The organism is Streptomyces griseoloalbus (assembly GCA_014650015.1).
GTDB lineage: Bacteria > Actinomycetota > Actinomycetes > Streptomycetales > Streptomycetaceae > Streptomyces > Streptomyces griseoloalbus.
This window is the reverse complement of record BMUD01000019.1, coordinates 89770-107895: the sequence shown is the minus strand read 5'-3', so window position 1 is coordinate 107895 and position 18126 is coordinate 89770. Positions and strand designations below refer to the sequence as shown.

The 18126-nt window shown below is 72.5% G+C and carries 19 protein-coding genes, 1 pseudogene and 1 riboswitch; of the genes and pseudogenes, 7 read left to right on the top strand and 13 right to left on the bottom strand.

Annotation, left to right across the window (positions count from 1 at the left end):
• Positions 1-36: 36 nt before the first annotated feature.
• Positions 37-1410 carry a metallophosphoesterase gene (locus IE178_RS26120; RefSeq protein ID WP_193513998.1) on the bottom strand — a complete coding sequence of 458 codons (1374 nt, stop codon included), beginning with the start codon at positions 1408-1410 and terminating at the stop codon, positions 37-39.
• 24 nt (positions 1411-1434) lie between these two features.
• Positions 1435-1683, bottom strand: coding sequence for an SCO4848 family membrane protein (locus IE178_RS26115; protein ID WP_184761116.1), 249 nt, complete (start codon positions 1681-1683; stop codon positions 1435-1437).
• 91 nt (positions 1684-1774) lie between these two features.
• Here IE178_RS26115 and IE178_RS26110 point away from each other — a divergent pair, with 91 nt between their 5' ends.
• The gene (locus IE178_RS26110; protein WP_318280253.1) at positions 1775-3076 is read left to right on the top strand and encodes a D-alanyl-D-alanine carboxypeptidase family protein; all 1302 of its coding nucleotides are present in this window, start codon (positions 1775-1777) and stop codon (positions 3074-3076) included.
• Here the strand turns inward: IE178_RS26110 and IE178_RS26105 are convergent.
• The 4 genes from IE178_RS26105 to IE178_RS26090 are packed head-to-tail and all read right to left on the bottom strand — an operon-like array spanning position 3024 to position 5849.
• Positions 3024-3941 carry a YihY/virulence factor BrkB family protein gene (locus IE178_RS26105; protein WP_184761114.1) on the bottom strand — a complete coding sequence of 306 codons (918 nt, stop codon included), beginning with the start codon at positions 3939-3941 and terminating at the stop codon, positions 3024-3026. The two genes, IE178_RS26110 and IE178_RS26105, sit on opposite strands and share 53 nt — an antisense overlap.
• Complete coding sequence (locus tag IE178_RS26100; protein ID WP_229875478.1) at positions 3929-4375, bottom strand: GtrA family protein; 447 nt, start codon at positions 4373-4375, stop codon at positions 3929-3931. Before IE178_RS26100 ends, IE178_RS26105 begins: the two co-directional genes overlap by 13 nt.
• The gene (locus tag IE178_RS26095) at positions 4372-5319 is read right to left on the bottom strand and encodes a decaprenyl-phosphate phosphoribosyltransferase (protein ID WP_193513996.1); all 948 of its coding nucleotides are present in this window, start codon (positions 5317-5319) and stop codon (positions 4372-4374) included. Before IE178_RS26095 ends, IE178_RS26100 begins: the two co-directional genes overlap by 4 nt.
• A complete protein-coding gene (locus IE178_RS26090) occupies positions 5316-5849 on the bottom strand; it encodes a phosphatase PAP2 family protein (RefSeq protein ID WP_193513995.1) in 534 nt (177 codons plus the stop codon). Before IE178_RS26090 ends, IE178_RS26095 begins: the two co-directional genes overlap by 4 nt.
• Positions 5850-5982: 133 nt before the next feature.
• Between IE178_RS26090 and dprE1 the strand changes: the two genes are divergently transcribed.
• Together dprE1 and dprE2 are read left to right on the top strand one after the other, a co-directional pair.
• Complete coding sequence (gene dprE1 / locus IE178_RS26085) at positions 5983-7338, top strand: decaprenylphosphoryl-beta-D-ribose oxidase (protein ID WP_193513994.1); 1356 nt, start codon at positions 5983-5985, stop codon at positions 7336-7338.
• A 31-nt stretch (positions 7339-7369) separates the two neighbouring features.
• Positions 7370-8125, top strand: a complete 756-nt coding sequence (gene dprE2, locus IE178_RS26080) for a decaprenylphospho-beta-D-erythro-pentofuranosid-2-ulose 2-reductase (protein WP_184761109.1) — start codon at positions 7370-7372, stop codon at positions 8123-8125.
• Between the two features lie 19 nt (positions 8126-8144).
• Here the strand turns inward: dprE2 and IE178_RS26075 are convergent, their stop codons facing one another.
• Complete coding sequence (locus IE178_RS26075) at positions 8145-8723, bottom strand: 2'-5' RNA ligase family protein (protein WP_184761108.1); 579 nt, start codon at positions 8721-8723, stop codon at positions 8145-8147.
• 214 nt (positions 8724-8937) lie between these two features.
• Positions 8938-9951 (bottom strand): tryptophan--tRNA ligase, encoded by a 1014-nt coding sequence (trpS, locus tag IE178_RS26070; RefSeq protein WP_193513993.1) that lies wholly within the window; start codon positions 9949-9951, stop codon positions 8938-8940.
• A gap of 131 nt (positions 9952-10082) precedes the next feature.
• Between trpS and IE178_RS26065 the strand changes: the two are divergent.
• Positions 10083-10327, top strand: a pseudogene (locus IE178_RS26065) (sigma factor); the annotation flags it as partial.
• Positions 10328-10583: 256 nt separating this feature from the next.
• Here IE178_RS26065 and IE178_RS26060 read toward each other — a convergent pair.
• From IE178_RS26060 to pdxR, 4 genes are all read right to left on the bottom strand, one after another.
• Positions 10584-12032: a glycine hydroxymethyltransferase gene (locus IE178_RS26060; protein WP_184761106.1), complete on the bottom strand. Its 1449-nt coding sequence runs from the start codon at positions 12030-12032 to the stop codon at positions 10584-10586.
• A 32-nt stretch (positions 12033-12064) separates the two neighbouring features.
• A riboswitch (ZMP/ZTP riboswitch) is annotated at positions 12065-12171 on the bottom strand.
• A 149-nt stretch (positions 12172-12320) separates the two neighbouring features.
• The gene (locus tag IE178_RS26055; RefSeq protein ID WP_193513992.1) at positions 12321-13508 is read right to left on the bottom strand and encodes a glutathionylspermidine synthase family protein; all 1188 of its coding nucleotides are present in this window, start codon (positions 13506-13508) and stop codon (positions 12321-12323) included.
• Between the two features lie 27 nt (positions 13509-13535).
• Positions 13536-13877 carry a hypothetical protein gene (locus IE178_RS26050; RefSeq protein WP_184761104.1) on the bottom strand — a complete coding sequence of 114 codons (342 nt, stop codon included), beginning with the start codon at positions 13875-13877 and terminating at the stop codon, positions 13536-13538.
• A 156-nt stretch (positions 13878-14033) separates the two neighbouring features.
• The gene (gene pdxR / locus IE178_RS26045; RefSeq protein ID WP_193513991.1) at positions 14034-15419 is read right to left on the bottom strand and encodes a MocR-like pyridoxine biosynthesis transcription factor PdxR; all 1386 of its coding nucleotides are present in this window, start codon (positions 15417-15419) and stop codon (positions 14034-14036) included.
• Positions 15420-15465: 46 nt separating this feature from the next.
• Between pdxR and IE178_RS26040 the strand changes: the two genes are divergently transcribed.
• The 3 genes from IE178_RS26040 to IE178_RS26030 are packed head-to-tail and all read left to right on the top strand — an operon-like array spanning position 15466 to position 17164.
• Positions 15466-15975 (top strand): carboxymuconolactone decarboxylase family protein, encoded by a 510-nt coding sequence (locus IE178_RS26040; protein ID WP_184761102.1) that lies wholly within the window; start codon positions 15466-15468, stop codon positions 15973-15975.
• Positions 15972-16421: a carboxymuconolactone decarboxylase family protein gene (locus IE178_RS26035; protein ID WP_193513990.1), complete on the top strand. Its 450-nt coding sequence runs from the start codon at positions 15972-15974 to the stop codon at positions 16419-16421. The genes IE178_RS26040 and IE178_RS26035 overlap by 4 nt, the downstream gene beginning before the upstream one ends.
• On the top strand, positions 16415-17164 hold the full coding sequence (locus tag IE178_RS26030) for an isocitrate lyase/PEP mutase family protein (RefSeq protein WP_318280252.1): 750 nt from the start codon (positions 16415-16417) through the stop codon (positions 17162-17164). Before IE178_RS26035 ends, IE178_RS26030 begins: the two co-directional genes overlap by 7 nt.
• Positions 17165-17167: 3 nt before the next feature.
• Here IE178_RS26030 and IE178_RS26025 read toward each other — a convergent pair whose 3' ends face one another.
• Complete coding sequence (locus IE178_RS26025) at positions 17168-18124, bottom strand: ABC transporter substrate-binding protein (RefSeq protein WP_193513989.1); 957 nt, start codon at positions 18122-18124, stop codon at positions 17168-17170.
• Positions 18125-18126: the final 2 nt, after the last annotated feature.

Below are 18126 nucleotides of genomic sequence, written 5' to 3'. Positions count from 1 at the left end.
CCACCCCCGGCCCGCACCGACGCCGACCCGCAGCCGTCAAGCCTGCCGGGACGCCAGCTCGATCACCGTGATGTCCGACGGCGCGCCCACCCTGGTCGGCGGCCCCCACGCCCCGGCACCCCGGCTGACGTAGAGCTGGGTGTCGCCATAGCGCTCCAGCCCCGCCAGCGTCGGATTGGCCGCGCCGGCGATCAGGTTGGCGGGCCAGAGCTGCCCGCCATGGGTGTGCCCGGAGAGCTGGAGGTCCACACCGTGATCGACGGCGTCGTGGATCTGCACCGGCTGGTGGGCGAGGAGCACGCACGCGCGCGCCCGGTCACGGTCGCCGAGCGCCTTCGTGTAGTCGGGTCCCTGACCCTCGTCCTCGCCGGACACGTCGTTGACTCCCGCCAGGTCGAAGTGCGGGAGCTCCGTGCGGGCGTTCTCCAGGGGGCGCAGGCCGAGCCGGCGCACCTCCTCGACCCACTGTTCGGCGCCGGAGAAGTACTCGTGGTTGCCGGTGACGAAGAAGGAGCCGTGACGGGCCGTCAGCTGGGCCAGGGGGGCGGCGGCCGGGCCGAGGTCCTTGACGCTGCCGTCCACCAGGTCGCCGACGACCGCGATCAGGTCGGGCTGGGTCGCGTTGATCGTGTCGACGACCTTCTGCGCGAAGCCGCGGCCGAGGACCGGACCCAGGTGGATGTCGCTGACCACCGCGATGCGGAAACCGTGCGCCGCGCGGGGGAGCTTGGCGAGCGGCACGGTGACCCGCTTCACCCGCGGTCCGCGCAGCACGCCGTACGTCCCGTAGCCGACGGTCCCCACGGCCGCCGCCGCGGCGGCCCCGCCGACGACACGGGAGACGAACAGACGGCGCGAGGGGCCGGAGGGAGGAGTGGGGGCTTCGTGGGCGCCGGAGGGCGTGTGCGGCGCGGAGGGTGCTTCGCCGGCGCCGGAGGCACCGCCGTCGTGGGTGCTGTCGTCCGCGGGCCCGGGGGCGTGCCCGGACGTCCCGGCGCCCGGCGTGGCGGCCGGGACGGAGCCGGCGCTCCGTCCGGCCGGTATCGGCTCCGGCTTCGCCGGCACGGTCACCGCCTGCGCCGTCCGCGCCCGCCGTTCGAGGACCCGGCGCAGCACCGGGCGCACCAGTTCACCCGCGAGCACGGCCAGCAGCAGATACAGGCACAGGGCCAGCCACAGGAAACCGGGCCAGGCCAGGACCTGCTGGAGCCAGAAGGGTGCCCCACCGCGCTCGGCGACGAGTGCGCCGACGGTCAGCGCCCAGCCCCCGGCGATCACCACCGCGCCGGCGCGGCGCACCGCGCCCGGGCCCTGTGTGGTGTCCCGGAACAGACGCCGCCACACATACCAGTTGCCCGTCACCAGGACGGCCACGACCAGTAGTGCGATGAGTACGAAAACGATGGCCACGGTGCGGAGTTCCCCTGTATCCCGTCAGGACGTGCGTGACGTCCGGCTCAGTGCGCGCAGTCCGCGCAACCCGATGCCCCCGATGACCGTCCCCAGTACGAAGGAGACGACGGCGAGCGTCAGATGAACGAAGAAGTACGCCGTCGGGTGCCCGTCCTCGAACGCGAGTCCGCTGCTGTCCTTGACCAGGTTCTTGACGAAAGTGATCCAGATGACCCAGCTCCAGACCCCGAAGGCGAGCAGGAACCAGGAGATGGGGCGGCTGAGCGTCATACGTCCAGTATCACCGGCCGATGTCCGGTTCCCTGCCCGGGGTGGGGACCGGGGTGGGACGTCGCCAGGTTTGGCATGTACGTTTCCGACCGTGCCCGCACCCGAGAACACCGTCCGGCGATCCCTGCTGATCGCTTCCGCCGTCCTGCTGTCCACCGCGCTGACCGCGCCCGTCGCCCTCGCGGCTCCCAAGCCGTCGACGAGTCCGTCGGCGACTCCCCCGGCGAAGATGTCGTCGGTGGGCGGCGCCCGGCTCGGGCAGCCGGGCACCCAGGTCAATCTCGCGAGCGGGGTGCCGGTCCTGCCGAAGGACGTGTCGGCCCGGTCCTGGATCGTCGCCGACGCGGAGTCCGGCGAGGTGCTCGCCGCACACAACGCGCACTGGCGGCTGGCCCCGGCGAGCACGCTGAAGATGCTGTTCGCCGACACGCTGCTGCCGAAGTGGCCCGGGACGACGGAGCACAAGGTCGAACCGTCCGACCTGGCGGGCATCGGGTCCGGTTCCAGCATGGTCGGCATCAAGGAGGACGAGACCTACACCGTCCACGACCTGTGGCTGGGTGTCTTCCTTCAATCCGGCAACGACGCCGTGCATGTGCTGTCGGCGATGAACGGTGGCGTCAAGAACACCGTGGCGGAGATGAACGAGCACGCCGAGGAGCTCCAGGCCCTCGACACGTACGTGGTCAGCCCCGACGGCTACGACGCCGAGGAACAGGTGTCCTCCGCGTACGACCTCACGCTGATCGCCCGGTCCGGGCTGCAGAAGAAGGACTTCCGGGAGTACTCCTCGACGGTCACCGCGAAGTTCCCGGGCGAGACGAAGAAGAACAAGAAGGGCAAGAAGGTCCGCGGGTCCTTCGAGATCCGGAACACCAACCGGCTGCTGGCCGGCGACGTCGACGTGCCCGTCTACCAGGGCATCGCGGGTGTGAAGAACGGCAACACCACCAACGCGGGCGCCACCTTCACCGGTGTCGCCGAGCGGGACGGCAAGGTGCTGCTGGTCACCGTGATGAACCCGGAGAAGGACGAGAGCAACGAGGTCTACAAGGAGACCGCGCGGCTCTTCGACTGGGGCTTCGAGGCGGCCGGCAAGGTCGAGCCGGTGGGTGAACTGGTGCCGCCGAAGAGCGCCGCGCAGGCCGGTGCCCGGCCGGGGCCGTCCGCCTCTCCCGGTGAGGCTCCCGGCGAGGCCGGGGGTGCCGGGACCGGCGCCGCCGGGGGCGGGTCGAAGGCGGTGGCGAGTGCCGCGGCGAGCGGCGGCACGGACGGCATGGGGGTCGCGCTGGGCATCACCGGCGGGGTGCTGGTGCTGCTGGCGGGCGGCGCGTTCCTGGTCAACCGCCGCTGGCCGCTGCCCGACCTGGTGCGCCGTCGCTCGCGTCCGTGAGCTCGGGCACCTCGTCCCGCTTGCTCTGCGTCGCCGTCCAGGCGGCGCAGAACAGAACCAGTTTCATGGTGAAGTTGATCCACAGCAGCAGGGCCACGGGGACGCCGAAGGCGCCGTACATGCTCTTCGCGGCCACACCCTGCATATAGCCGCTGAGCAGCAGCTTCAGCAGTTCGAAGCCGACCGCGCCGGTGAGCGCGGCGACCATCAGGCGGTGCCGGGCGGGTTCGACGCCGGGCAGCAGGGTCAGGACGTACAGCAGGAGCAGGAAGTCGGCGCCCACGGCGACGGCGAACGCCGCGATGTGCAGGACCGCCCCGCCCCAGCCGCCCTTCTCCAGTCCGATGGCGTCGCTGATCCGCCCCACCATCGCGGAGGCGACGGTGGAGGCGACCAGGGTGATCAGGACCGCGCCGCCCAGCCCGACGAGGATGCCCGCGTCCTTGCCCTTGCGCAGGAGGGGGTTCTCCTCCTCGTCGGGCAGCTCCCACACCGCGCGGAGGCACTCGCGCATCGAACCGGCCCAGCTGATGCCGGTGAACAGCAGGACGGCACCGGCGATGAGGCCCACGGTGCCGGCGTTCCGCACCAGGCTCTCGATGTCCAGCTGTTCGGAGATCCCCGGGACCTGGTCGGCGATCTTGTCCTGGAGGGTGTCCTGCTGTTCCTGGCCGAGTGTGGCGGCGCCGATCGCGGCGGCCACGGTGAGCAGCGGGAACAGGGCGACGAAACTGGTGAACGTCATCGCGGCGGCCAGCCGCGTCCAGTGCACGCGGTCCAGGCGCTCGTACGACCGCCACGCGTGCGTGCGCATCAGCCGCGCCATCCACGGCCCGACGACCGGGAGTTTTTTCAGCCAGTCCATGGTCCGACTCTGCCCCCGTTACGGAAGACCAATGTCCTGGTGCCCCAGAAACGGACTCCCGTGGCCAGCGCCATGCCGACCACCGCGCCGGAGACGGTGTCCGCGCGCTGCGAGGTGAGGCCGAGCCCGTAGTGGCTGACGGCCAGGCACAGCAGTTGTACGGCCGCGCCGGCGAGGTTCACCGCGAAGAAGACGGCGTAGGGGCGCGGGCCGCGCACGCGCGTGTCGCGGTAGGTGCCGTGCGCGTTGCCCACGTAGGCCACCGTGCAGCCGGCGAGGAAGGCGAGCGCCTTGGCGGTGAGCGGGCCGAGTCCGGCGGGGCCGCGCAGGTACATGAAGAGGGCGAGGTCGACGGCGTAGGCGAGCAGACCGGCGGTGGCGAAGCCGAGGAGTTCGCGCCGGCGGCGGGCCCACTGGTCGGTGCGGGGACTCACCAGTCCGCCACGGCCAGGGCGTACATCGCCGCCCACACCAGGCCGATGACGGCGAGCGCGCGGTCGCCCAGCACCACGTCCTCCGGTTCGCCGGCGGTCCCGCGGTCGGCGAAGACGGCGTAGCGCAGGACGGCGAGGACGAAGGCGACCACGGACAGCTGACGCCAGGGCAGCACGCTGGTGTGCGGGACACCGCCCTCCTCCAGGGCCCACAGGCAGTAGCCGAGGACGGCGACGCCGGCCGCGAGCTGCCAGACGAAGCGCAGGTAGCCGGTGCTGTACTCGGTGAGCAACGCGCGCGTGGCGCCCTGTTCTCCGGCCATCTGCACCGCCTCGGAGTAGCGCTTGGCCGCGACCATGAACAGCGCGCCGAACCCGGTGGTGATCAGGAACCAGCGCGACAGCGGAATGCCGAGGGCCAGCCCGCCGGTCACCGCCCGCATCACGAAGCCCGTGGTGACGACCACGAGGTCGACGACGAGGACGTGCTTGAGGCTGACGCAGTACGCCACTTGCATCCCGAGGTACGCGGTCAGCAGCGCGGCGACCTCCGGTGGGCACAGCCGGGCCGCGACGACGGGCGCGAGGACGCCGAGGGTGATTCCGGCGGCGTAGGCGACCGGTACGGGGACCTGGCCGGCGGCGACCGGGCGGCGGCACTTGACGGGGTGGGCGCGGTCGGCCTCGGCGTCGCGCGCGTCGTTGACCAGGTAGACGGCGGCGGCGCAGGCGGTGAACAGGACGAAGACCAGCGCGAGTCGGGTCAGGGCGTGGGCGGAGAACAGTTCGCCGGCGGCTGCCGGGGCGGCGATGACCAGGACGTTCTTGACCCACTGCTTGGGCCGCGCGGTGCGCAGCAGGCCCCCGAGGAGGCCGCCGCGCCGGGAGGGGGGTGCCGCCCGCCGCCTTCGGACGCGGCCTCGCCGGAGGGCTGTGTCGGTCACGCGGGGCCTCCCGTCATCCAGCGGGCGCCGAGCCGGGCCGTCAGCGCGCCCAGGGCGGCACCGGCCGCCACGTCCGAGGGGTAGTGGACGCCGGCCACCAGGCGGGACAGGCACATGGCGACGGCGAGCGGCGGCACCGCGCGGGACCCCAGCGCGCCGAAGGCGACGGCGGCGGCCGCCGCGGACGTGGCGTGCGAGCTGGGGAAGGAGTGCCGGCCGACCGTGCCGACCAGGGGTTCGACATGGGCGGGGCGCGGACGGCGCACCACCCGTTTCACGACCGTGCTGACGACGTGGGCGCCCGCGGTCAGCGCGGTGCCGCGCAGCCAGGCGCCCCGCCGCGGGCGGTCCGCGACGGCCCCGGTGAGTCCTGCCGCCAGCCAGAGCGCCCCGTGCTCCCCCGCCCGGGACAGGGCGCGCGCGGCACCGGCCACGCGCGGGTCGCCGCCGCACGCTCTGAGGGCCGAGACGATCCGGTGGTCCATGCCGCGGGGACCGAGGAGGTGGTGGAGCTCGTGCAGGTCGTCCATGTGGACTCACTGTTCACGCCCGGCGGGCCGGAACTCCGTCACTATTGAGCGACATCCCATTAATCACCCATTTCGGGGATGGGGCTGACGTTTCAAAACTAATCAGTTACAAATGGGCGATACGGTCGCCGTCATGCCTGCCGACACCGTTTCCGTCACGGGGTGGGGCCGCACCGCTCCCACCGTGACCCGGCTGATCCGCCCACGGACGTACGAGGAGGCCGCGCTGGCCGTCCGGGACTGCGGGGCCCGCGGGGGCATCGCGAGGGGCCTGGGACGCGCGTACGGGGACGCCGCGCAGAACGCGGGCGGCGCCGTGTTCGACATGACGGGCCTGGACCGCGTGCACGCGATCGACGCGGACGGCGGCACCGTGCTGTGTGACGCCGGGGTCTCCCTGCACCGGCTGATGGAGGTGCTGCTGCCGCTCGGCTGGTTCGTGCCGGTGACGCCGGGCACCCGCTACGTGACCGTCGGCGGGGCGATCGGCGCCGACATCCACGGCAAGAACCACCACGTCTCCGGCTCCTTCTCCCGCCATGTCCTGTCGCTGGAGCTGCTCACCGCCGACGGCCGGGTCCGTACGGTCGTGCCGGGCACGCCGCTGTTCGATGCGACCGCGGGCGGCATGGGCCTGACCGGGGTGATCCTTACCGCGACGATCCGGCTCCAGCCGGTCGAGACCTCGCTGATGTGCGTCGACACCGAGCGCGCGAGCGACCTCGACGACCTGATGGCCCGGCTGGCCGACACCGACCACCGCTACCGCTACTCGGTCGCCTGGATCGATCTGCTGGCCCGGTCCACCGCCACCGGCCGCGCGGTGCTCACGCGCGGCGACCACGCGCCGCTGGACGCACTGCCCCGGGGCACCCGCGCGCGCGGGGAGCCCCTGGCCTTCCGCACCACCCGCCTCCCGGCCGCCCCCTCCTTCGTCCCGGAGGGCCTGCTCAACCGCGCCACCGTGGGCCTGTTCAACGAGCTCTGGTACCGCAGGGCCCCTCGCTCGCGGACCGGGCGACTCCAGCGGATCCCGGCGTTCTTCCACCCCCTGGACGGCGTGCCCCACTGGAACCGGGTCTACGGCCGGAGCGGCTTCGTGCAGTACCAGTTCGCCGTCGGTCACGGGCGGGAGGACACCCTGCGCCGGATCGTGCGCCGGATCTCCGAACGCCGCTGCCCGTCCTTCCTCGCCGTCCTCAAGCGCTTCGGTGACGCCGACCCCGGCTGGCTGTCCTTCCCCGTGCCGGGCTGGACCCTGGCCCTGGACATCCCGGCGGCGCTGCCCGGCCTCGGCGGCTTCCTCGACGAACTCGACGAGGAGGTCGCCGGCGCCGGCGGGCGGGTGTACCTCGCCAAGGACTCCCGGCTGCGCCCGGAGCTGCTCTCCGCCATGTACCCCCGCCTGGACGACTTCCGCGCCCTGCGCGCCGAACTGGACCCGCGCGGGGTGTTCACTTCCGACCTGTCCCGTCGGCTCCACCTCTGAAACCCGTCGACCCCCTCCCCAAGGAGCTGCCGTGAAGGACGCCTTCGGCCTCCCCCAGTCCCTGCTCGTCCTCGGCGGTACGTCCGAGATCGCGCTGGCCACCGCGCGCCGGCTGATCGCCCGCCGCACCCGCACGGTGTGGCTGGCGGGCCGTCCCTCCCCCGGTCTGGACCGGGCCGCCGAGCATCTGCGCGGGCTCGGCGCCGAGGTGCGCACCGTCGCCTTCGACGCGCTCGCCCCGGCCACCCACGAGGGCGCGCTCGGCAAGGTCTTCGCCGAGGGCGACGTCGACATGGTGCTGCTCGCCTTCGGCACCCTGGGCGACCAGGCGCACGACGAGCGGGACCCCGCGGCCGCGGTACGGGTGGCGCAGACCAACTACACCGGCGCGGTCTCGTCGGGCCTGGTGTGCGCGGGCGCGCTCCAGGCGCAGGGCCACGGCTCCCTGGTGGTGCTGTCGTCCGTCGCGGGCGAGCGGGCGCGCCGCGCCAACTTCATCTACGGCTCCAGCAAGGCCGGCCTGGACGCCTTCGCCCAGGGCCTCGGCGACGCCCTGTACGGCACGGGCGTGCACGTCATGGTCGTACGCCCCGGGTTCGTCCGTACGCGGATGACCGCCTCACTGCCCGAGGCGCCGCTGGCCACCACGCCGGAGGCGGTCGCGGCGGCCGTGGAGCTGGGGCTGCGACGCCGCGCGGAGACGGTGTGGGTGCCGGGCGCGCTGCGGGTGGTGATGTCGGCGCTGCGGCATCTGCCGCGCGCGGTGTTCCGGCGCCTGCCGGTCTGAGGCGACCGGGTGGCGCGGCTCAGTGGGCGGAGACGGATCCCCGGTCCGCGTGCCCGGACTGCGGGGGCACCACCGCGGAGCCGAAGGCGAAGTCGCGCAGCTTGCGCCACACGCCGTCGGCGCCCTGCTCGTAGAGCGCGAACCCGGTGCAGGGCCACTCGGCCTCGTAGTCGGCGAGCTCCTCGAAGGCGCGGTCCATGGCCGCTTCCTCGATGCCGTGCGCCACGGTGACGTGGGGGTGGTACGGGAACTGCAGTTCCCGGGCGACGGGGCCGGAGGCGTCGCGGACCCGATTCTGCAGCCAGGTGCAGGCCTCGTCGCCCTCGACGACCCGGACGAACACCACCGGCGACAGCGGCCGGAAGGTGCCGGTGCCCGACAGCCGCATGGGGAACGGCCGGCCGGCCGCGGCGACCTCGTCCAGATGCGCCTCGACGGCCGGCAGGTCGGCGTCGTCGACCTCGGTCGGCGGCAGCAGGGTGACGTGTGTGGGGATGCCGTGAGCCGCGGCGTCGCCGAAGCCCGCGCGCAGCTGCTGAAGCCGGCTGCCGTGAGGCTCCGGGACCGCGATCGACACGCCGATCGTTACGGTCCCCACGTCGTCTCCTGTCGTTGTGGTGGTGAAGCGTGGTGGTGAGGCTGGTGAGCGCCGGGCGACCGCCGAAACGGCCACCCGGTTATCGACTGTACGACCACCACCCGGATCCGGGCAGGCGCAACCGGAGTGATGTGCAGCGCTGTGCGGTGGTACGGAGCGGTGCCGTGGGCCGGTTCGGTGCGCCGGTTTCAGTGCGCCCGCTCAGTGCGCCGGTTCAGTGTTTCGCGGGCAGGAAGCCCACCCGCTCGTACGCCTGGGAGAGGGTCTCCGCGGCGACGGAACGCGCCTTCTCCGCGCCCTTGGCCAGGATCGAGTCGAGCGTCTCGGGGTCGTCCAGGTACTGCTGGGTGCGCTCCCTGAACGGGGTCACGAACTCGACCATGACCTCGGCGAGGTCCGTCTTGAGCGCGCCGTAGCCCTTGCCGGCGTACTTCTGCTCCAGTTCGGGGATGTCCGCCCCGGTGAGGGTCGAATAGATCGTGAGCAGATTGCTCACACCGGGCTTCTCCACGACGTCGTAGCGGATCACCGTGTCGGTGTCGGTGACCGCGCTCTTCACCTTCTTGGCGGTGGCCTTCGGCTCGTCGAGGAGGTTGATGAGGCCCTTCGGCGTGGACGCCGACTTGCTCATCTTGATCGCCGGGTCCTGGAGGTCGTAGATCTTCGCCGTCTCCTTGAGGATGTACGGCTTCGGGACGGTGAAGGTCGCGCCGAACCGGCCGTTGAAACGCTCGGCGAGGTCACGGGTGAGCTCGATGTGCTGGCGCTGGTCCTCACCGACGGGGACCTCGTTGGCCTGGTAGAGCAGGATGTCCGCGACCTGGAGGACCGGGTACGTGAACAGTCCGACGGAGGCGCGGTCGGCGCCCTGCTTGGCGGACTTGTCCTTGAACTGAGTCATGCGGGAGGCCTCGCCGAAGCCGGTGAGGCAGTTCATGACCCAGGCGAGCTGGGCGTGCTCGGGGACGTGGCTCTGGACGAAGAGTGTGCAGCGGTCCGGGTCCAGCCCGGCGGCCAGCAGCTGGGCGGCGGCCAGGCGGGTGTTGGCGCGCAGCTCCTCGGGGTCCTGCGGGACCGTGATCGCGTGCAGGTCGACGACCATGTAGAACGCGTCGTGGGTCTCCTGCAGGGCCACCCACTGGCGGACGGCGCCGAGGTAGTTGCCGAGGTGGAACGAGCCTGCCGTGGGCTGGATTCCGGAGAGCACGCGGGGTCGGTCAGAAGCCATGCCCACCATTCTCTCAGGTCCCGCGGGGCGATCAGGAACGGATCGGAAACAGGTGGGAACCGATCCGTCCCCGGCGGTGTGACAGGAGCGCGGGGACGCGGGAGGGGGGCCGCATCGTCGATGAGGCCGCGGTGATCGCACGCGTACGCGCCGGGGAGCCGGAGGCGTACGCGGATCCGGTGCGGGCCCTACGGGCATCGCGCTCGAGGCGGGGGCGGACGCGGAGGACGTGGCGCAACGGGCCTTCGTGGAGTCGTACGGCGCGCTGGGCGGGTTCCGGGACGCCACGGCGTTCCGGCCGTGGCTGCTGTCGATCGTGCCCAATGAGACGAGGAACACAGCGCGCGAGGCAGCGCGCCGCACCACCCTCGTCGGCGGACACGGGCCGCGTCGGGTGCGGGCGACGGCACCGGCGGGTGGTGGGCGATACCGGGGCGGTGGCCGGAGCGGCACTGGCCCTGGTGCCGCGCCCGTACCCGACACGGTGGCCGCTGATCCGCCGGCGGGAGGAGCAGGGGCCGGGGCAGGAGCTGCTGGACGCCTGAGACCGGCCCGCGGCGGCCCGGTACATGACCGGACCGCCGCGGGGCGCGCGAGGGGCGGGACCCGTGCCGGGGAGCCTGCCGGACGCCTCAGCCGAGGTCGATCTCCGGGTAGAGCGGGAAGCCGGCGACCAGGTCGGTGGCGCGGCGGGAGATCTCGTCGGCGATCTTCGCGTCGAGGATGTGGGCCGCCTTGGAGGGGGCGCCGGACTTGGTGGTGCCGGGCTCGGCCGTCGTCAGCACACGGTCGATGAGACCGGCGACCTCGTCCATCTCGGCGGTGCCCAGGCCGCGCGTGGTCAGCGCGGGGGTGCCGACGCGGATGCCGGAGGTGTACCAGGCGCCGTTGGGGTCGGCCGGGATGGAGTTGCGGTTGGTGACGATGCCCGACTCGAGCAGGGCGGCCTCGGCCTGACGGCCGGTGAGGCCGTAGGAGGTGGCGACGTCGATCAGGTTGAGGTGGTTGTCGGTACCGCCGGTCACGAGAGTGGCGCCGCGGCGCATCAGACCCTCGGCGAGGGCGCGGGAGTTGTCGACGATGCGCTGGGCGTAGTCCTGGAAGGCGGGCTGCCGGGCCTCGGCGAGGGCGACCGCCTTGGCGGCCATGACGTGCGGGAGCGGGCCGCCGAGGACCATCGGGCAGCCGCGGTCGACCTGGTCCTTGAGGGAGTCGTCGCACAGCACCATGCCGCCGCGCGGGCCGCGCAGCGACTTGTGGGTGGTGGTGGTGACGATCTGGGCGTGCGGGACCGGGTCGAAGTCGCCGGTGAGGACCTTGCCGGCGACGAGGCCGGCGAAGTGGGCCATGTCGACCATGAGCGTGGCACCGACCTCGTCGGCGATCTCGCGCATGATCCGGAAGTTCACCAGACGGGGGTAGGCGGAGTAGCCGGCGACGATGATCAGGGGCTTGAACTCGCGGGCGGAGGCGCGCAGCGCCTCGTAGTCGATCAGGCCGGTGGCCGGGTCGGTGCCGTAGGAGCGCTGGTCGAACATCTTGCCGGAGATGTTCGGGCGGAAGCCGTGGGTGAGGTGGCCGCCGGCGTCCAGGGACATGCCGAGCATGCGCTGGTTGCCGAAGGCGCGGCGCAGCTCGGCCCAGTCGGCGTCGGAGAGGTCGTTGACCTGGCGCACGCCGGCCTTCTCCAGGGCGGGCAGTTCGACGCGCTGGGCGAGGACGGACCAGAAGGCGACGAGGTTGGCGTCGATGCCGGAGTGCGGCTGGACGTAGGCGTGGCGGGCGCCGAAGAGCTCCTTGGCGTGCTCGGCGGCGAGCGACTCGACGGTGTCGACGTTGCGGCATCCGGCGTAGAAGCGGCGGCCGACGGTCCCCTCGGCGTACTTGTCGCTGAACCAGTTGCCCATCGCGAGGAGGGTGGCCGGGGAGGCGTAGTTCTCGGAGGCGATGAGCTTGAGCATCTCGCGCTGATCGGCGACCTCCTGGCCGATGGCGTCGGCGACGCGCGGCTCGACGGCGCGGATCACGTCGAGGGCGGAGCGGAAGGCGGTGGAAGCGGTGGAGAGGGGCTCGGCTGACATGGGGGACCTCCGGACGTGGCGTTCAGCGTTCACGGTACGGCCCAGGCGCACGGCACACTTGCCGGTCCCGGCGGTCACGGTTCCGGGGGCCGCTTCCCGATGGTTGCTCCATCCCAGCACGCCAGTCACGGCCCACGGTCACATTACCGGGCGGCACGAAGTGCCACGGGGAGGCGTCCACCATGCGGGCGACGGCGTCTGCCGGGTGGCGGTACGAGCGCGTCCGCAGCCGCAGGCGCGTGGTGGCCGGTCACGCGGTTCCCCGCGCCCCTGGGGGACGCGCCCTGTTCACAAGATCACGTGCGGCAGGAAGCGGGCGTACTCGTCGGTCACCAGACCGGAGGACTCGCGGATGCCGAGGCCGGCGGACTCGTTCTCGACGACCCAGGTGCCGAGGACGACGTGGTTGCCGTCGAAGGTGGGGAGGGGGGCGAACTGCTGGTAGCAGCAGGGTTCGTCGCGGAGCACGGGCTGCTGGCTTCCCGGCTCGTGGATCGTCACGCCGGCGCCCTCGCGGCCGAGCAGGGGCTTGGCGACGTAGCCGGTGGTCCGCGCCAGCTCGCGCGGCCCGTCCAGGTAGGCGGGCAGCAGGTGGGGGTGTCCGGGGTAGAGCTCCCAGAGGATCGCCAGCAGGGCCTTGTTGCTCAGCAGCATCTTCCAGGCGGGCTCGATCCACAGGGTGGAGCCGGTGCCGCCGCCGTTGTCGAGGGTGTCGAGGACGTGGTCGGCGAAGCGGTCGGTGGTGAGCCACTCCCACGGGTACAGCTTGAAGATGCTGCGGATGAACCGCAGCCCCTTGTCGACGAAGCGTCCGGACAGGCGGTCCCAGCCGATCTCCTCCATGGAGATCCAGTCGGTGTCGAGGCCGGCCTGTTCGGCGGTCTCCTTGAGGTAGGCGACGGTCATGAGGTCCTCGCCGTAGGTGTCGGCGGAGGAGTGGGCGAAGTACAGGGGGCTGCCCGGCGGGAGGAGGGCGGCCTGCTTCCTCCAGGCGTCGACGAGGCGTTCGTGGAGGGAGTTCCACTGGTCGGCGCCGGGGAAGCGCTCCTCCATCCAGAACCACTGGGGCGACGCGGCCTCGACCAGGGAGGTGGGGGTGTCGGCGTTGTACTCCAGGAGTTTGGCCGGACCGGTGCCGTCGTAGCGGAGGTCGAAGCGGCCGTAGACGGAGGGGAGTTCGGCGCGCCGCCGCCAGGCCTCGGCGACCGTGTGGGCGAGGCGCGGATCGGTGATGCCGAGGTCGGCGAAGCGGTCGGCGGTGACGATGTGGTCGGCGGCCGCGAGACACATGCGGTGCAGTTCCTCGACGACCTCCTCCAGCGCCTCGACCTCCTCCAGCGTGAAGACGTAGTAGGCGCTCTCGTCCCAGTAAGGGCGCAGGGAGTCGTCGGCGTACCGGGTCAGGGGGTAGATGAGCCCCTGTTCCTCGACGGTCTGCTGCCACCCGGGGCGGGGCTCGATGGTACGGCGTTCCACGAAGGGTTCCTTGGGTCGGCGGGCTGTTCAGCCGCCGCTGCTGCCGGAGCCCGAGCAGCCGAAGCCGCCCCGGTCGACGGCCTCGCTGCGGCTGAAGGTGCCGTAGTCGGCGTAGCCGCCGCTGACGTCGGCGTCGTAGTACCAGTCGGCGTCCACGGTGCGGGACGTGCCGCCCTTGCCGACGGAAGGGGCGGAGGACGTGCAGTTCCGGTCGGCGACGATCTTGTAGCCGTTGATGTAGTCGTAGCTGTCCCGGTCCACGCACCGCCGGTCCGGTTCCGACCCGCACGAGGTCAGCGCCGCCGCGAGGACGCCCATGCCTCCGAGCACCACCGTGCTGGACCGCACCCGTCGCCGTGTCTCCGCCATGTTCTCCGCTCCCCCTCGCACTCCCCCGGGTCACCTCTCCCGGCTCGCGGCGGACAGCCTAGAGACCGGCCGGACGGCGCGTGCGGGAGCCCCCCGCCGAGGACGCTCCCCCGCCGTCCTTTTGTGACCCTTGGCGCGGTATGCCGACCTGGCGGGTCAGGGAAGCGCCCTGCACAACGCCTCCAGGGTGCTCGCCCAGGCGTGGTCCGGCGGGGTCGCGTAGCCGACGACCAGGGCGTCCGCGGGGGCGACGTCGGCGGCGGGGTGCCGGAAGCGGGACAGGCCGTGGACGGCGAGGCCCTGCCAGGTCGCGGCCTGGACCACGGACTGCTCGGTACCGGGCGGGAGTCGGAGGACCGCGTGCAGTCCCGCCGCGATGCCGGTGACACGGACGTCCGGTGCCCGGTCGGCGACGGCGCCGACCAGGGCGTCCCGGCGGCGCCGGTAGCGCAGCCGGGCGGCGCGGACGTGACGGTCGTAGGCGCCGGAGGTGAGGAACTCGGCGAGGGCGAGCTGTTCCAGGACGCCGACGGACCGGCCGTCTCCGTGGGCGACGACGTCCGGCAGGAGGGACGGCGGCAGGACCATCCAGCCCAGGCGGAGTCCGGGGGCGAGGGACTTGCTGGCCGTGCCGAGGTAGACCACGCGGTCGGGGTCGAGGTCCTGGAGCGCGCCGACGGCCTGGCGGTCGTAGCGGAACTCGCCGTCGTAATCGTCCTCCAGGATCAGTTGGCCGGTGCGGCGGGCCCAGTCGACCACGGCGGCGCGGCGCTCGGGACGCAGCGCACCGCCCAGCGGGAACTGGTGCGCCGGGTTGAGCAGCACCGCGCCGACGTCACCCGGATCCTGCGCGCGGGTGCCGAGGGCGTCGAAGGGGAGCGGGGCGGTGCGCAGTCCGGCGCGTGCGGCCAGGCCCCAGTGGACGTCCAGCCCGTAGGAGTCCACGGCCAGGGTGCGGGCGCCGCGGGCGTGCAGGACGTCGCAGAGCAGGCGCAGGCCGTGGGCGAACCCGGAGCAGACGACGAGCCGTTCGGGGTCGGCGCGCACGCCCCGTACCCGGGCGAGGTAGTCCGCGAGCGCCGTGCGCAGTTCCGGACGGCCGCGCGGATCGCCGTAGCCGAAGGCGTCGTGGGGGGCGGTGGCGAGGGCGCGGCGGGTGGCCTTGAGCCATTCGGCGCGGGGGAAGGAGGCGAGGTCGGGGGTGCCGGGGACGAGGTCGTACGGAAGCCGGCCCGGGGCGCGCCCCGGGGCGGGCGGACGGGCCGGCGGCCGGGGCACCGCGCGGTCGGCGACCCGGGTGCCGGAGCCCTGCCGTGCGGTGAGCCAGCCCTCGGCGACCAGATCGGCGTAGGCGTCGGCGACGGTGTTGCGGGCGATGCCCAGGTCGCCGGCGAGGGAGCGGGAGGAGGGCAGCCGGGTCCCCGGGGCGAGCCGGCCGCCGCGGACGGCCTCGCGCAGCGCGTCGGTCAGGCCCCGGCGCAGGCCGGGACCGGTCGGTTCGAGGTGGAGGTCGATGCCGAAAGTGGCCCAGCGGTCTGCCATGGAAATGGACCATACTCCTGGGCTGCTCCCCTTCTAGGGTCGAGGCATGACGAACACCGAGACGATGACCACGGCACCTTCGTACGCCACCGAGCTGCCCGTCCGGCTGGAGTGGGCCGAGCACGCCCCCGAGGTCTACAAGGCGATGGTCCGGCTGGACGCCGCCGCCCGGAAGGGTCTCGACCCCACGCTGCGCGAACTGGTGCAGATCCGCGCCTCCCAGATCAACCACTGCGCCTTCTGCCTGGACATGCACACCAAGGACGCGCTCGCGGCCGGCGAGAGCGTCGAGCGGATCATCCAGCTCAGCGCCTGGGACGAGTCGCGGCACTTCTACACGGAGAAGGAGCTCGCGGCGCTCGAGCTGACGGAGGCCGTGACGGTGCTGACGGACGGCTTCGTGCCCGACGAGGTGTACGAGCGGGCCGCCAAGCACTTCGAGGAGGCGGAGCTGGCGCAGCTGATCGCCGCGATCACGGTGATCAACGCGTGGAACCGGTTCGGTGTGACGTGCCGGAAGACTCCGGGCCACTACACGCCGGGGCAGCACGCGTGACGGCTCGCACGACCCACCTCGACGCCGGTGTCCGCACCGCCCTGCTGGCCGTGAGCACCGCCGCAAAGAAGGGCCTCGGCGATCCCGGGCTGGCCGAGCTGGTCCAGATCCGGGCCTCGCAGCTCAACCACTGCGCGTTCTGCCTCGACATGCATCTCGCGATCGCCCGGAAGGACGGGGTGGTGAGCGAGTCGCAGCTCGATCTGCTGGACGCCTGGGAGGAGGCCGGGGACGCCTTCGACGCGCGGGAACGGGCCGCGCTGGCGCTGACGGAGGCGGTCACCGTGCTGACCGAGGGTTTCGTGCCCGACGAGGTGTACGAGCGGGCCGCCCGGCACTTCGACGAGGCCCGGCTCGCCCACCTCGTCGCCCTGATCACCGTCATCAACAGCTGGAACCGGCTGATGGTGGGCCGGCGGATCCCTCCCGGGAGCACGCAGTGGTGACCGCCGGGGAGCACGCGGGGCCGGACGGGGCCGGCGTCTTCCGCGCCCTGCACCACCACCGTGCCCCCGGCGATCCGCTGGTCCTGCCCGGCCCCTGGGACGCGGCCAGTGCCCGGGTGTTCGCGGAGGCCGGGTTCCCGGCGCTCGCGACGCCCAGCGCCGGGGTCGCCGCCTCCCTCGGCCACGAGGACGGGCGGACCCCGGCGGACGAGATGTTCGCGGCGGTCGCACGCATCACCCGGGCGGTGGACGTGCCGGTGTCGGCGGACGTCGAGGGAGGGTACGGGCTGGCGCCGAAGGAGCTGGTGGAGCGGCTGCTGGAGGCGGGCGCCGTGGGCTGCAACCTGGAGGACTCCGAGGACGGGGTGCTCCAGGACCCGCACCGGCACGCCGACCGGCTGGCCGAGGTGCGGGCGGCGGCCGGGGACCGGCTGTTCCTCAACGCCCGGATCGACACGTTCGTCAGGGGGATCACCGACCCCGAACGGGTCATCGAGCGTGCGGCGTTGTACGTGGCCGCGGGCGCCGACTGCGTGTATCCGATCGGCGCCCCGGCCGGCGTGCTGCCCCTGCTGCGCTCGGGGATCGAGGGGCCGCTGAACGTGAACGCGCTGCCCGGCCGGGGCCCCTCGCCCGCCGAACTCGGCGCACTCGGGGCCACCCGCATCACGTTCGGGCCCGGACTCCAGCTGCGCGCCGCGCGGGCGCTGCGGGAGATCGCGGCCGAGCTGCTGCCGAAGTGAGCGTCAGGGCAGCCACTTGTTCCAGACGGACTCGTGGCTGTCCACCCACTTCTTCGCCGCCTCCTCGGCCGGGAGCTTCTGCTCGGCGATCATCAGGGAGACCTCGTTCTGGTCCTCGGTGGTCCACCTGAACTTCCTCAGGAAGTCCGCCGCGTCGCCGCCGTCCTTCGCGAAGTCCGCGTTGAGGTACTTCTGCAGCGGCGTGACCGGGTAGGCGCAGGCGACCTTTTCCGGGTCGGCGTCGCAGCCCTCCTGGTACGCGGGCAGCTTCACCTCGGTCATGGGCACCTTCTCGAACAGCCACTGGGGTGTGTACCAGTAGGTGAGGAAGGGCTTCTTCTCCTTGGCGAACTGCTTGATCTGGGTGATCTGCGCGGCCTCGGAGCCGGCGAACACCACCTGGTAGTCCAGCTTCAGGTTCTTCACCAGCGCCTTGTCGTTGGTGACGTAGGACGGTGAGCCGTCCATCAGCTGGCCCTTGCCGCCGCTCTCCGGGGTGCGGAACTGCTCGGCGTACGTGTCGAGGTTCTTCCAGTCGGTGACGTCCGGGTGCCGCTTGGCGAAGTACGTCGGCACGAACCAGCCGATGTGCCCGGTGACACCGAGGTCGCCGCCGGGCGCGATCGTCCTCTTGTCCTCCACGTAGCGCTGTTCCTGCTCGGGGTGGCCCCAGTCCTCCAGGATCGCGTCGACCCGGCCCTGGCTGAGCGCGTCCCAGGCGGGCACCTCGTCGACCTGGACGGTGTCGACGCGGTAACCGAGCTCGTGCTCCAGCAGGTACCGGGCGACGGCCACATTGGCCTGCGCGCCCACCCAGGACTGCACGGACAGGGTGACCGTCCGGGCGCCCTGGGCGTTCGCGAACGGTGACGCCTGCTTGGTCATGTCGGCGGCACCGCAGCCGGTCAGCAGCAGGAGCGCGGAGCCGGCGGCCACCGCCGTGGTGGTACGCGGTCGCATGG

Bases quoted from the DNA above. Each gene is read 5' to 3' on its own strand.
- IE178_RS26115 (WP_184761116.1), bottom strand. From the start codon at position 1,683: ATGACGCTCAGCCGCCCCATCTCCTGGTTCCTGCTCGCCTTCGGGGTC.
- IE178_RS26105 (WP_184761114.1), bottom strand. From the start codon at position 3,941: ATGGACTGGCTGAAAAAACTCCCGGTCGTCGGGCCGTGGATGGCGCGG.
- IE178_RS26090 (WP_193513995.1), bottom strand. From the start codon at position 5,849: ATGGACGACCTGCACGAGCTCCACCACCTCCTCGGTCCCCGCGGCATG.
- dprE1 (WP_193513994.1), top strand. From the start codon at position 5,983: ATGCCTGCCGACACCGTTTCCGTCACGGGGTGGGGCCGCACCGCTCCC.
- trpS (WP_193513993.1), bottom strand. From the start codon at position 9,951: ATGGCTTCTGACCGACCCCGCGTGCTCTCCGGAATCCAGCCCACGGCA.
- IE178_RS26060 (WP_184761106.1), bottom strand. From the start codon at position 12,032: ATGTCAGCCGAGCCCCTCTCCACCGCTTCCACCGCCTTCCGCTCCGCC.
- IE178_RS26050 (WP_184761104.1), bottom strand. From the start codon at position 13,877: ATGGCGGAGACACGGCGACGGGTGCGGTCCAGCACGGTGGTGCTCGGA.
- pdxR (WP_193513991.1), bottom strand. From the start codon at position 15,419: ATGGCAGACCGCTGGGCCACTTTCGGCATCGACCTCCACCTCGAACCG.
- IE178_RS26040 (WP_184761102.1), top strand. From the start codon at position 15,466: ATGACGAACACCGAGACGATGACCACGGCACCTTCGTACGCCACCGAG.
- IE178_RS26025 (WP_193513989.1), bottom strand. From the start codon at position 18,124: ATGCGACCGCGTACCACCACGGCGGTGGCCGCCGGCTCCGCGCTCCTG.